This is a genomic window from Streptomyces sp. NPDC048623, assembly GCF_040650755.1.
Lineage (GTDB): Bacteria > Actinomycetota > Actinomycetes > Streptomycetales > Streptomycetaceae > Streptomyces.
Window position 1 is genome coordinate 110921 of sequence record NZ_JBEZHV010000009.1, and the last position, 13387, is coordinate 124307.

The following is a 13387-nucleotide window of genomic DNA, read 5'->3' on the forward strand; positions in this document are numbered from 1 at the left end:
CCACGTCAGGAGCCGGTGCACCGGGCGAGGTTGGGACGGGCACGCCTGAGGGTACGGGTCCTGCCGACTCGCCCTCGTCGCAGTCGGCCACCACGGCGGCCGGGCCGGCCCCTGGGGCCGGGGCGATGCGTACGGGCTCTGCCGGGCAGCCCGCCGCGCCGGTCGGCGAGATGGGCTCGGCACCCGGCGGCGCGGGGGCTCCGGCGGGTGCGGGCGCCATGGGCGAGGCCAGCTTGTCGGCTGCCGGTACGCCGTCGGCGCCCGGCGGCGGTGCCGCTGGGCGGGCGCAGCCCGCCGCGTCGGCCGGGGGGATGGGCTCGGCACCCGGCGGCGGTGCCGCTGGGCCGCAGTCGGCCCCGGCCGATGGACGGGCGCAGCCCGCCCCGCCCGGTTACCGCACGGGTCAGCCCGCCGGGCCGGCTGGCGGGATGGGCTCGGTGCCTGGCGGCGGTGCCGCCGCGGCGTACTCGGCTCCGGTCGGTGGGCCGGTTCCGGCGGGCGCTGCCGGGTCGGCCTCCGCGTCGGGCCACGCCGACGGGCCCGCCCAGGCTTCGGCTGGTCCCCGTTCCACCGACGGCGGCGCGTCCACGGCCGCACCCCGCCCGGGGACGCGCGCCACGACCGTGGCCGGCGGATCGGCGCTCGGTGTGGCCGCGTCGGGCACGGGCTCGGCCGCCGGTTCAGCTCCGGTCGGCAGTGACGGGGCCACGTCTGCCCCGGTCGGTGGGCCGGTTCCGGCGGGCGCCACCGGGTCGGCCTCCGCGTCCGCCCATGCTTCGGGCCTGGCGGGTGCCGCAGGGTCGGCGCAGCCGGTTCCGCGTACCGACGGGGTGGCCCCCGTGCCCGGGAACGGTGCGGCTTCGCCGCCGACCACCCCGGTCGGTGGTGCCGGGCCGGCACAGTCCGCCCTGTCCAGGGACGGTTCCCCGTCTGCGGCCGGCCAGGGTTCGGCTTCGCCGCCGGCACCCGCGACGGGCCGCGCTGCCGCGCCCACCCACGGTGCGGCTTCGCCGTCGGCTGCCTCGGCCCGTGCTGCCGGGTCGGCACCGGCCGCCCTGTCCAGGGACGGTTCGCCGTCTGCGGCCGGCCAGAGTTCGGCCCCGCAGTCAGCGTCCCCGGCGGGTGGCGAGCGTACGCGCGCCACAACTGTGGCTGGCGGGTCGGCGCATGGCGGGGCCTCCCGAGGTGTGGCCGCGTCGGGCACGGGCAGCGATGGGTCCGCGCCACTGACCGGCTACGGTCCGGCTTCGCCGCAGACGGGCCAGGCCAGCGACCCGGCCCGCGCGGCCGCGCCGGTCGATGGTTCGGGCCTGGCGGGTGCCGGCGGGTCGGCACCGGCCGCCCCGCCCACCGACGGGTCGGCTGCCGTGTCGGGCAACGGTTCGGGCCGTGCTGCCCCGCCCACCCCCGCCGGTGCCGCCGGGCCGGTTCAGGCCGGTGGGGCCGGTGCGCACCGCCCCGCCGTGGCGCAGGCGGGTCCGGCCACCAGTGCCGGGGTGGCCGCCGCGGGTTCGGGGGGTACCGCCGCGCCCGACGATGCCGTCGACCTCGGCTGGATCGCCGGCGCCAACCGGAACACCGCCACCGCCACCCCCACCCGCCGCCGGAACGTCATCGCGGGCGAGACCACCGGGAGCATTCCGGTGCACCTGCTGTTCCGGGACGAGCCGGACGACGACGGGGGGCCCGCGACACTGCCCGTACCCAAGGCAGACAAGAGCGTGAAGCCGACGCCGAACGGCAGGAACAAGGGCGGGATTCCGGGGCCCGCCCGGCCCGCGGGGCGCACCGGGTCCGGATCCCGTCCCGCGCCCACCGCCGATCCGAAGCTCGTCGAGCGGCCCGGGCCCGTGCTGCCGGGGTGGGTCGGGGTGGTCGGCGGGGTGATCGCGCTCGTCGGGTGCGCGGCGGTCGTGTGGTGGACGGGGGCCGTTCCCGGCGAGGCGGCGCGGATGCTGCGGCTGCCGGAGGCCCGCCCGTACGAGGGGATCCGTCTCGGCCAGTGGGCGCTCCTCGCCCTCGGTGTCGTCTTCGCGCTGTTCTTCCTGGGCGGTCTCGGCCGCGGTCGGGTCGGTTACGCGCTCGTGCTCACGCTCTTCGGCGAGTACCGCGGCACCGTCCGCCGCACCGGCCTGCTCTGGGTGAGCCCGCTCCTGCTGCGCCGCCGGGTGGACGTACGGCTTCGGCACTGGCGCAGTGAGCCGCTGCCCGCGGTGGACGCGAAGGGCACGGCGCTGGACGTCGTCGTTCTCGTCGTGTGGCGGATCAGGGACACCGTCCGCGCGGCCCTCGGGGTCGAGGGGCACGAGGAGTATCTGCGCGAGCAGGTCGAGGCGGCGATGGCCCGGGTGCTCTCGCAGCTGCCGGCCGACGCGTTCCACGAGGACGCGCCGACCCTGCGCGACGCCGAGGCGGTCGGCGAGGCGCTGACCCGGATGCTGTCGGCGGAGTGCGCGCCGGTGGGGATCGACGTCTTCTCGGCGCAGCCGACGCGGATCGAGTACGCCCCCGAGGTCGCCGCCGCGATGCAGCGCCGCCGGATCGCGGCGATCGACGCGAAGCACCGGGACAGTGTGCTCACCTCGGTCGTGGACGCGGTCGACGACGTGGTCCACCGGCTGACCTCCCGTGGTCTGGTGGAGCTCGACGACTACGAGAAGAAGGCGCTGGTGAAGGACCTGACCGTGGCGTTCTACACCGGCCGTACCGCCCCGGGGGAGGGCGCCTGAGCCCGTACCGCCGGCACCGCCGTTGGTATGGACATGTTCAAGTTTCGTCCCTACCTTGGGACTTGGTCTAGACCTGAACCGGACACTCGACAGCAACACCGCACGCGTGCAGCACAGCCCACAGAACACCCCCCACGTTCTCCTGGAGCGACAGCATGCGCAAAAAGACAGGGGTGGCGGCCGTGGCGCTCGGCGTCGCCGCCGCCTCCCTCTTCGCCACCACCAGCGCGAGCAGCCACGGCTACACCGACTCGCCGATCAGCCGCCAGAAGCTCTGCGCCAACCGCACCGTCACCAACTGCGGCGACATCCAGTGGGAGCCGCAGTCGGTCGAGGGGCCCAAGGGCTTCCCGTCCGGCGGGCCCGCGGACGGGACGATCTGCGCGGGCGGGAACTCCCGCTTCGCGCAGCTCGACAACCCGCGCAGCGGCGCCTGGCCCACCACCAAGGTCACCGCCGGGCAGAGCTACAGCTTCCGCTGGCAGTTCACGGCGCGGCACGCGACCACGGACTTCCGCTACTACATCACCAAGAACGGCTGGACCGGGAACAAGGTCCTGACCCGGTCCGACCTCGACAGCCAGCCCTTCCTGGTCGTCCCCTACAACAACCAGCAGCCGCCGTCGACCCTCTCGCACTCCGGGACCCTCCCGGCGGGCAAGACCGGCCGGCATCTGATCCTGGCGGTCTGGACGATCGCGGACACCGGGAACGCGTTCTACGCGTGCTCGGACGTCCAGTTCTGACGCCCCCCTTCCGGCACCGCCGGGCGAGACACATCCACGCAAAGCAGAAGGCCCCTCGCTCTCGCGAGGGGCCTTCCTGTCTGTGCGCCGCCAGGGACTCGAACCCCGGACCCGCTGATTAAGAGTCAGCTGCTCTAACCAACTGAGCTAGCGGCGCCTGCTGACAGAGAAAATACTACCTGGTCCGGAGGGGTGCTCGTGACCACCCTCGTGATCACCCTCCCGGCCGCTCTCCTGGCCGCCCTCCGGATCACCTAGATCGCCAGCGAGAGCACCACCGGAGCCGCCCGCCGGTTGAGGGTGTCGGCCGCCGCGCGCAGCCGGTGCGCGTGCTCGATCGGCAGCGACAGGGCCAGGCAGCCCACGGTCGAGCCCGCCGTCAGCGGCACCGCCGCGCAGACCGTGCCCACCGCGTACTCCTGGAGGTCGAGCATCGGGACCGTCGGCGGCTGGCTGTCCAGCCGGGAGAACAGCACGCGCTCGTTGGTGATCGTCCGGGAGGTCAGCCGGGCGATCTTGTGGCGGGAGAGGTGGTCGCGGCGCCCGTTCTGGTCGAGCTGGGTGAGCAGGCACTTGCCGACCGCGCTCGCGTGGGCGGCCGAGCGGAAGTCCACCCACTCGTTGACCTTCGGGGTGCGCGGGCCGTCGGCGAACTGGGTGATCTTCACCTCGCCGTCGATGTAGCGGCTGATGTAGACGGCGGCACCGACCGAGTCGCGCAGTTCGGTCAGGGTCTCCTGGAGTTTGCGCTCCAGGGCTTCGCGGCGGGTCAGACCGGAGCCGAGGAGGACCAGGGAGTCACCGATGACGTAGGCGCCGTCGGCGACCTGCTCCACGTAGCCTTCACGCCGGAGCATCAGAAGCAGGGACGACAGATGGGCGACGGGCAGACCGGTCTCCCGTGCGATCTGCACGTCCGTCACGCCGCCGCCGTGCCGTGAGACCGTCTCAAGCACGCGCAAGGCGTATTGCACCGAGTGGAACGGCGCGGTGGGCTCGGGCTTCAGCGCCACGGTTTCCCCCTACCAGGTTGTGACCGCAAGCTTCCGTACCACGATAGCCGCCAAGCGCCCGCAACGGGGCGGCTGTTGGCGAGAATGATGTGGCGCACAGGGCCCCTGTACTGGGCCTCACCACCCTGGCATATGTCACTGTCACAGCCCTCGGATAGAGGCTGAGGTCAGGGCCGTGCGCGGGCCCGCTCGCGCAGGCGTTCGGGGCCCCTCCGGACGTGAAGATTTTTTCGCGCGCCGACCTCCCGAGCCCCGTTCGCACCCCCGGTCCCACCTCCGGCCGTAGATTTGTGGGTACCCCCACCCGTATGCCCGCCGATATCCCTGTCGGTGCCCCCGTCATCCCTGTCGGTGTCCCTGTCGGTGTCCCCGTCGGCCACCCGCCGGTACCCCCGCCCCCTGTCCCGGCGGAATAACCGGAGACCTCCTCCTGTTAGGGGTCTCCATACCGACGTCACTGCGCAGGAAGGCCGCCCACGGTGAGCGACGCGATTCGAGACGCGATTCGAGGAGAGGCGCGCGGCACCGCGCCCGTACCGCTGTCCGTACTGGACCTGGTCACGGTCGGCGAGGGGCGCACCGCGAGCCAGGCGCTCGCGACCAGTGTCGAGATCAGCCGGCTCGCCGAGCGGCGCGGCTACCACCGGCACTGGGTGGCCGAGCACCACTCCATGCCCGGTGTCGCCTCCTCCTCGCCGGCCGTGATCCTCGCCCACCTCGCCGCCCACACCCGCCGCATCCGGCTCGGCTCCGGCGGTGTGATGCTGCCGAACCACGCCCCGCTGGTGATCGCCGAGCAGTTCGGCACCCTGGAGGCGCTCGCCCCGGGCCGGATCGACCTCGGGCTCGGCCGCGCGCCCGGCACGGACGGCGCCACGGCTGCCGCCCTGCGCCGGACCCAGACCTTGGGCGAGGGCGCGGACGACTTCCCGGAGCAGCTGTCCGAGCTGACCCGTTTCCTGGACGACTCCTTCCCCGACGGGCACCCGTACGCCCGGATCCACGCCGTCCCCGGCCCGGTGCAGGGCCCGAAGGGCCGCCCCCCGATCTGGCTGCTCGGCTCCTCCGGCTTCAGCGCGCGCCTCGCCGGCCTGCTCGGCCTGCCCTTCGCCTTCGCCCACCACTTCTCGGCGCGCAACACCGTCCCGGCGCTCGACCTCTACCGGGAGTCCTTCCGCCCCTCCGCCGTCCTCGACGAGCCGTACACGCTGATCGGCGTCGCCGCGCTCGCCGCCGACGAGGCGAAGGAGGCACACCGCCAGGTGCTGACCGGCGCCCTGTCGATGCTGCGGCTGCGCACCGGCCGGCCCGGGCTCGTACCGACACCGGAGCAGGCGGAGGCGTACGCATTCAGCCCCGCGGAGCGCGAGTTCGTCGACGACTGGCTGGGAAACATCGTGTACGGCACGCCCGACGAGGTACGGGACGGGCTCGAAGCCCTCCAGAAGCGCACCGGCGCCCATGAACTGATGCTCACGGCCAACGCGCACGGCGGGGAGGCGCGGCTGCGGAGCTACGAGCTGATCGCCGACGCGTACGGACTGCCGGAGGTCCTGCCGGTGCTCGGCTAAGCGGAATTTCCCGGGCCGTTGGTTCACCTTCGAACGAACCACTCCGCGACTCCTAAGTGAACCTTAAACCGCTCGTCACACATGGTGGCGGGCGGTTGGCTTTTGTGCTGCACGTCTCTGACAAGGGCTTTCTTCCGTCAATTGGTCTAGTCCTCAATCTGGTTCAGACCATTGACGCACCGTTCACGCGGCGGATATCACTGCTCCAACTTCCGTACCGCCACCCCTCCCGGAGGCCGCACGTGCACCCCCGCAACCCCCGCAGTCGCCGCAGTCCCCGCAAGCCGTTGATCGCCGCCCTGCTCACCTCGGCCCTCGCCGGCGGAGCGCTCGCCGCCACCGCCAGCCTCGGCTCCGCCTCCGCCGCCACCACGGCCGCGTCCACCGGCGGCGTCAAGATCGCGTACTACGACCAGTGGAGCGTGTACGGGAACGCCTTCTACCCCAAGCAGCTCGACGAGCGGGGGATCGCGGCCAAGCTGGACGTCATCAACTACTCGTTCGGGAACATCCACCCGACCGACCTGACCTGCTTCGAGGCCAACAAGGCGGCCGGCGACGACGCCAACCCCAGCGCCGGTGACGGCGCGGGCGACTCGTACGCCGACTACCAGAAGTCCTTCTCGGCCGCGGACAGCGTCGACGGCGTGGCCGACAAGTGGGACCAGCCGATCGTGGGCGTCTTCAACCAGTTCAAGGAACTGAAGGCGAAGCACCCCAACCTGAAGATCAACATATCGATCGGCGGCTGGACCTACTCCAAGTACTTCTCGGACGCGGCCAAGACCGACGCGAGCCGCAAGAAGCTCGTCTCCTCCTGCATCAAGCAGTACATCCAGGGCGACCTGCCGGTCGAGGGCGGCTACGGCGGCCCCGGCACCGCCGCCGGCATCTTCGACGGCATCGACATCGACTGGGAGTACCCGGGCTCGCCCGACGGGCACCTCGGCAACCACTACGCCCCCGAGGACAAGCAGAACTTCACGCTGCTCCTGGCCGAGTTCCGCAAGCAGCTCGACGAGTACGGCGCCGCCCACGGCGGCAAGAAGTACCTCCTGACCGCCGCCCTGCCGGCCGGCCAGGACAAGATCGCGAACATCGAGACGGACAAGATCGGCGCGTACCTCGACTACGCCAACATCATGACGTACGACATGCACGGCGCCTGGGACGGCGACGGGCCGACGTACCACCAGTCCCCGCTCTACTCCGGCGCGAACGACCCGACCGACGTCATCAAGCCGGGCACCGAGAAGTACTCGATCGACAACGCCATCGACTCCTGGCTCGACGGCAAGCCCGCCTACGGCATCGCGGGCGGCTTCCCCGCCAACAAGCTGACCCTCGGCTACGAGTTCTACTACCGCGGCTGGAAGGGCGTGCCGGCCGGCACCACCAACGGCCTCGCGCAGACCGCCACCGGCGGCTCCAACGCCCGCCCGCTGAGCCAGGCGGCCGGCATCGCGTACTACAAGGAGCTCGGCGGCATCGTCGACAACCCGTCGGCCACCTTCTGGGACGACCAGGCCAAGTCCGCCTACTTCTACAAGGACGGCGAGTTCTTCACCGGTCTCGACCAGCGCACCATCCAGGCCCGCGCGGACTACGCCCACCAGCGCGGTCTCGCCGGCGCGATGATGTACTCGCTGCTCGGCCTGGACGCCAACGCCACGCTCTTCAACCAGATCGTGACCGCGGTCGGCTCGACCCCGACGGACCCGACGCCGACCCCGACCCCGACCCAGACGACGGCGACCCCGACCCCCACCCCGACGGCGACCACCACCAGCCCGACCCCGACCCCGACGCAGACCACGACCCCGCCGACCGGCTGCACCGCCCCGGCGTACGTGGCCGGCCAGGTCTACGTCGGTGGCGACACGGTCTCCCACAAGGGCCACAACTGGAAGGCCAAGTGGTGGACGCAGAACGAGGAGCCGGGCACGACCGGCGAGTGGGGCGTCTGGCAGGACCTCGGCGCCTGCTAGTCCCTCTGGTCACCCCGGCCACCTCGGTCACCCCCCGTGTGACCCCTTCATGAACCGCTGCCCCCGCCCGGAATGTCCCTCCGGCCGGGGGCAGTTCCATGCCCGCTGTCTCCCGTACGTACGGGCTACGCCGGCTGCGGCTGTACGGGCAGGGGTGCGACCCCGATCAGTTCGGCGATGCGGTCCGGCGCCACCGGCCGCGAGTACAGCCAGCCCTGGCCGGTGTCGCAGCCGATCCGGCGCAGCCGGGCGGCCTGGCCCGCGGTCTCCACGCACTCGGCGGTGACCGTGAGCCCGAGCCGGTGCGAGAGTCCCACCAGCGCCTCGACGATCAGCTCGTCGGCCGGGTTGGCGTGCGCCTCGTCCTGGAAGCCGCGCACGAACGATCCGTCCAGCTTCAGGACGGAGACCGGCAGCCGGCTGAGATAGGCGAGGTTCGAGTAGCCGGTGCCGAAGTCGTCGATGGCGATCCGCACGCCCATGTCGCTCAGCGCCTGCAGCGCCTGGAGCGGGCGGCCCGCCGAGCCCATCACCGCGGACTCGGTCAGCTCCAGCTGGAGCAGGTACGGGGCGAGCCCGGTCTCGGCGAGGATGCCGGCGACATCGGCGACCAGGTCGGAGTCCCAGACCTGACGCACTGCCACATTGACGCTGACGAAGAGCGGCCGGTCGCCCGGGTGGTCCTTCTGCCACTGCCGGGCCTGGCGGCAGGCGGTGTGCAGCACCCACCGGCCGAGCTCGACGATCGAGCCGTCCTCCTCGGCGATCCCGACGAACCGATTCGGCGTCAGCAGCCCGAACTGCGGGTGGTCCCAGCGCACCAGCGCCTCCACCCCGCGCACCGCCCCGTCGGCCAGGTCCACGAGCGGCTGGTACTCGAGCACGAACTCGCCGCGCTCCACGGCCGGCCGGAGGGTGGAGCTGAGCGCCTGCCTCGTCATCCGGTGCGCGTTGCGCTCGGGGTCGAAGAGCGTCCAGCGGGCCTTGCCGTCGGCCTTGGCCCAGTACAGCGTGGTGTCGGCGGCCTGCATCAGCTGCGTCGCGGTCGAGCCGTGCGCGCGCCGCTCGACCACACCGATGGAGGCTGAGACGGAGAGCCGCTGCCCGGACAGGTCGAAGGGCTCCTGGAGCGCGGCGAGCACCGACTGGGCGAGGTCGGCCACCTGCTCGGTGCCGGTGGAGTCCTCGACCAGGATCGCGAACTCGTCGCCGCCGAGGCGTGCGACCAGATGCCCGCCGCTGCGGGTGTAGCCGTAGCCGTCGGCGCACGCGGTCAGCCGGCCCGCGACGGCGGCGAGCAGCCGGTCGCCGACCCGGTGCCCGAGGGTGTCGTTGACCGCCTTGAACCCGTCCAGGTCCAGGTAGCAGATCCCGATCCGCCCTGTTCTGCCCTGCCCGTACGACTCATAGGACTGGTACGTGTGGTCCCGGGGGTCCTCGTCGGCCGCCGGGCCCTCGGCGACGGCGCCCTCCAGGGCGGCGGTGAGCCGTTCGAAGAACAGGGCGCGGTTGGGCAGCCGGGTGACCGGGTCGTGCATCTGGAGATGGCGCAGCCGGGCCTGGAGTTCGCGCCGGTCGCTGATGTCCGCGACCGAGAGCAGCATGCCGGTGCTGTCCGGCATGGGCGCGACCGTGACCTCGGCCCACAGGGAGTGCCCGTCGGGGTGCTTGAGGCGACGGGTGCAGCGGAAGCGGGAGCGCCGGCCGCGCAGCACCTCGCGGTAGGCGTGCCAGGTGCGGTTGTCGGCGGCGAGGTCGACCAGGTCGGCGGCGGCCTGCTGCCGCAGCGCGCCGGCCTCGGTGCCGAGCAGGGTGCCGAGCGCGTCGTTGGCGGTGACCACGACGCCGTCGCGGTCGACCACGGCCATGGCGAGCCGGGCGGCGCGGAAGGCGGCCCGGCAGTCGCGGAGGTCGCGGAGGGCGCCGGGGTCGCCGAGGTCGCGGTGCTCGTGGAATTCCGTACCGTCGCCCGGATCGGGTGCGGGTGAGTGACACTCTGTGATCGCCGGTTCCGCCGACGGGTGCACCGGTACTTCGGGGGATCCGCTCACCGCTCGCTCCCGTACAGATGTGGTCGGAATGGTCGGCCCAGGGAAATTGTGCCGATCATAGAGGCTGGCCGGGGCGCCGTTCCAGCTTCTGGACGGCCCTCGGGGCCCGGGCGGACTGTGAGGCTCCCCACCCGGAGGACTGGCCGATCGTTTCTGCGCGGGTGTGACACGGGTCGTCGAGGGCCTGACCGAATGTGACTTTCCGTGAGCTGCCGAGCGCCCGTGTCGTGTCGACCCGGCGGGTCGCGCTCACCCGACCGGGGCAGCCGAAAGGTGCGAAACATCTCAAATCACCACAAGGTGGTTGAGGTGTCAGCTTTCCGCAGCCGGAGGTCCACGTGAGGGGTCAGCAGCCACCCGGGCGAGTACCCGGGGGAGTGCCCGACGGGGTGTCCGGCGGCCCGCCGGACGGGGCGCGCGGCGTTGGTCCCGGCGCGGATCCCGGTCCCGGCCCTGGTGGGGCGGCCGGCGGCGTGCCTGGCGGCGGGCCCGGGGAGTCGCCCGGCTCGGAGGCCGGTGGGCCGTCCGGCGCCGGCTCTGGCGGGCCGTCCGGCTCCGGCCCCGGTGGGGTTCCTGGCGGCGGGCCCGGTGAGCCGTTCGGCTCCGGCCCCGGTGGGCCGTCCGGCGCCGGCTCTGGTGGGCCGTCCGGCCACGGCCCCGGTGGGGTTCCTGGCGGCGGGCCCGGGGAGTCGCCCGGCTCCGGCGCCGGTGGGGTTCCTGGCGGCGGGCCCGGTGGGCCGTCCGGCTCCGGCCCCGCCGGGGTGCCCGGTGGCGGAACGCCCGGCGGGCCGCGGCGGTCGCGGCTGCGGGCCGGGGCCGCGGCGTTCACCTCCCTCGCGGCGCTCGCCGCGACCGGCCTGGTGGCGGGCCCGGCCGTCGCCGCGCCCTCCGCGGGCCCGTGCGCCCTGCCCCGTACCGCCGCGCACCACTCCCTCGGCCTCGACACCTGGAACCGGGCCTATCCGCGGCCCACCCGCGCCCTCGACGCGGTCATGATCTTCCTCTCCTTCCCGGACTCCCCGCCGCTCACCACCCCCGCCGAGCTGACCGCCGACCACTTCCCCGCCACGGCCGAGTTCTTCGAGCGCGCCTCGTACGGGCGGTTCCACCTGCGCGTGCACCCGCAGACCGGCTGGGCGAAGATGCCGCGGGCCTCCTCCTCGTACGCGATACGGCGTGACTGGAGCCCCGAGCACCGCGCGGCCTATCTGCGCGACGCGATCCGGGCGGCCGACGCCTCGGTCGACTTCTCCCGCTACGACATCGTCTATCTGGTCGCCGACCCGGACGCTCCCGGCGTGGACTCCGACGCCACCAAGGTGGTCAACCTGGAGCACCCGCTGGAGGCCGACGGCACCGAGCTCAAGCGGGTCGTGACGGTCTTCGAGCGGCACCCGCCGGACCGCAACGTGCTCGCCCACGAGACCGGCCATGTCTTCGACCTGCCCGACCTCTACCACCGGCCGACCGACGGCAAGGGCGACTGGGACACCCATGTGGGCGACTGGGACGTCATGGGCAGCCAGTTCGGCCTGGCGCCCGATCTCTTCGCCTGGCACAAGTGGAAGCTGGGCTGGCTCGACCGCGCCCAGGTGACCTGCGTGCGCGGCCCCGGCACGCATGTGATCGGCCTGGAGCCGGTCGCCGCCGCCCCGGTGGCCGGCGGCACGCTCGGCACCCGGCTCGCCGTGGTCCGTACGGGCGAGGACAGCGTCCTGGCGATCGAGGCCCGCTCGGCGACCGGCAACGACGCCGACACCTGCACCGAGGGCGTCCTCGTCTACCGGGTGCGCAACCGGGCGGCGTCCGGCGACGGCCCCGTGGAGGTCGTCGACACCCACCCGCGCACCGACGCCTGCTGGGAGCGCTCGGTCTACCCGCCCCTCGCGGACGCCCCGCTCGGCGAGGGCGAGTCCTTCACGGTCCCGGACACGGGCGTACGCCTTGAGGTGGCCGAACGGACCCGGGCGGGCGTGTGGACGGTACGGATCACGGGCCCGCAGCCCGTCGGCTGAGGGGATCCGTGCTGGAACACGAAGAAGCCCCCCGCTTCCGCGAGGGGCTTCTTCCGTCGGTGCGCCGCCAGGGACTCGAACCCCGGACCCGCTGATTAAGAGTCAGCTGCTCTAACCAACTGAGCTAGCGGCGCCTGCTGACGTCGTAGACATTAGCATCCGGATCCGGGGAAGCAAAAATCGCTACCCGCACGTCGGCCGCCTTAACCGCCCGGACCGCCCGCACGCAGGCCCACAGCAGCACCTCGGGGCCGGGGAGCCAGGGCTTGCGGGTGTCGGGGGCGACCAGCCAGCGGGGGCCGGCGGAGTCGTGCGGGGTGAGCGGCGGGATGGTCACCGCGTCGCCGGTGCCGTGGCAGAGCGGCCGGGGCACCTCCTGGCCCCACTCCTCCCAGTCGAGCAGCGACGGCAGACGCTGGGCGGTGCCGGGGGCCGCGAACAGCAGCATCCGGCCGCGGTGCATCGCGACCGGCCCGCTGCCCGGGCCCTCGGCCCACAGCCGGTCCAGCATCCGGCGCCCGAAGGTCGGCTCGACGTTCACGACGTCGAAGACGGTGCCGCAGGGGAGCACCGCGGGGGAGGCGGGGTGCTGCTCCCAGACCGCGAGCGCGGCGACCGGACGGGAGACGGCGGAGGCGAGCCAGGCGGCGCCGTCCTCGGTGACCCGCGCGGGCTGATGCCGGCAGATGTCGTACAGGACCGTCGTCTCGTCGCTCAGCCACGTCGTCATACGAGAAGATCTACCGGCTGTGACGGAGCCGATTCCGCGGGTTGCCGGAAACCCGGACACGGCGGGGTCCGGAGGAGTATCTTGCGCCCCGGCATATGCCGCGGTGCTGGGCGACGGGGGTAGGCCGCGGGCCCAGTCCCCGGGCCCTGGGCCTCCGGCCCCGCTGCTCAGTCCTCGATCTCGCGCCCGCCCGTACGGATCAGGCCCTGCCCGAACTCGATCATCTTCCGGGCGTAGTCCTCCGTCCACGCCGCCCGCTCGGCGACGTCCGCCGGCGTCAGGCGGTCGAACCGGCGCGGGTCCGTGAGCTGGGCCGCCGCGATCGCCTGGAACTCGATCGCCCGGTCCGTCGCCGCCCGGAAGGCGAGGGTCAGCTCCGTCGCCCGGGCGAGCAGCTCCCGCGGGTCCTCGATCGACTCCAGGTCGAAGAAGTGCTCCGGGTCGGCGGTCGCCTCGGCCGGCTCGAAGATCAGCGGCGCAGGCCGGACCCGCCGCTGCCCGCTCCGCTCCGCGGATTCCGCCATCGTCCTTCTCCTCCTCGCAC

9 protein-coding genes and 2 tRNA genes are annotated in these 13387 nt (G+C 73.1%); 5 read left to right on the forward strand and 6 right to left on the reverse strand.

Translation table 11 applies throughout. From position 1 onward, the window contains the following. The first annotated feature begins 1463 nt into the window (after nucleotides 1-1463). Together AB0C73_RS15775 and AB0C73_RS15780 are read left to right on the forward strand one after the other, a co-directional pair. A complete protein-coding gene (locus AB0C73_RS15775; RefSeq protein ID WP_362529634.1) occupies nucleotides 1464-2729 on the forward strand; it encodes an SPFH domain-containing protein in 1266 nt (421 codons plus the stop codon). Between the two features lie 155 nt (nucleotides 2730-2884). Beyond that, nucleotides 2885-3475, forward strand: coding sequence for a lytic polysaccharide monooxygenase (locus AB0C73_RS15780; protein ID WP_362529636.1), 591 nt, complete (start codon nucleotides 2885-2887; stop codon nucleotides 3473-3475). A gap of 83 nt (nucleotides 3476-3558) precedes the next feature. Here AB0C73_RS15780 and AB0C73_RS15785 read toward each other — a convergent pair. Together AB0C73_RS15785 and AB0C73_RS15790 are read right to left on the reverse strand one after the other, a co-directional pair. Continuing rightward, nucleotides 3559-3632 (reverse strand) — tRNA-Lys (locus AB0C73_RS15785). Nucleotides 3633-3729: 97 nt separating this feature from the next. After that, nucleotides 3730-4488 (reverse strand): IclR family transcriptional regulator C-terminal domain-containing protein, encoded by a 759-nt coding sequence (locus AB0C73_RS15790; protein WP_362529637.1) that lies wholly within the window; start codon nucleotides 4486-4488, stop codon nucleotides 3730-3732. Between the two features lie 491 nt (nucleotides 4489-4979). Between AB0C73_RS15790 and AB0C73_RS15795 the strand changes: the two genes are divergently transcribed. Then, a complete protein-coding gene (locus AB0C73_RS15795) occupies nucleotides 4980-6059 on the forward strand; it encodes an LLM class flavin-dependent oxidoreductase (RefSeq protein ID WP_362529985.1) in 1080 nt (359 codons plus the stop codon). Between the two features lie 242 nt (nucleotides 6060-6301). Then, nucleotides 6302-8047, forward strand: coding sequence for a glycosyl hydrolase family 18 protein (locus tag AB0C73_RS15800; RefSeq protein WP_362529639.1), 1746 nt, complete (start codon nucleotides 6302-6304; stop codon nucleotides 8045-8047). A gap of 125 nt (nucleotides 8048-8172) precedes the next feature. On the opposite strand, the gene AB0C73_RS15805 is transcribed toward AB0C73_RS15800, so the two are convergent. Beyond that, nucleotides 8173-10098, reverse strand: coding sequence for an EAL domain-containing protein (locus tag AB0C73_RS15805; protein ID WP_362529641.1), 1926 nt, complete (start codon nucleotides 10096-10098; stop codon nucleotides 8173-8175). Between the two features lie 761 nt (nucleotides 10099-10859). Here AB0C73_RS15805 and AB0C73_RS15810 point away from each other — a divergent pair. Beyond that, on the forward strand, nucleotides 10860-12113 hold the full coding sequence (locus tag AB0C73_RS15810; protein ID WP_362529644.1) for a M6 family metalloprotease domain-containing protein: 1254 nt from the start codon (nucleotides 10860-10862) through the stop codon (nucleotides 12111-12113). Between the two features lie 60 nt (nucleotides 12114-12173). On the opposite strand, the gene AB0C73_RS15815 is transcribed toward AB0C73_RS15810, so the two are convergent. From AB0C73_RS15815 to AB0C73_RS15825, 3 genes are all read right to left on the reverse strand, one after another. Next, nucleotides 12174-12247, reverse strand: a tRNA-Lys gene (locus tag AB0C73_RS15815). Beyond that, the gene (locus tag AB0C73_RS15820) at nucleotides 12238-12843 is read right to left on the reverse strand and encodes a bifunctional DNA primase/polymerase (RefSeq protein ID WP_362529645.1); all 606 of its coding nucleotides are present in this window, start codon (nucleotides 12841-12843) and stop codon (nucleotides 12238-12240) included. Before AB0C73_RS15820 ends, AB0C73_RS15815 begins: the two co-directional genes overlap by 10 nt. Nucleotides 12844-13010: 167 nt before the next feature. Beyond that, nucleotides 13011-13367, reverse strand: coding sequence for a hypothetical protein (locus AB0C73_RS15825; protein ID WP_362529648.1), 357 nt, complete (start codon nucleotides 13365-13367; stop codon nucleotides 13011-13013). Between the last annotated feature and the right edge of the window lie 20 nt (nucleotides 13368-13387).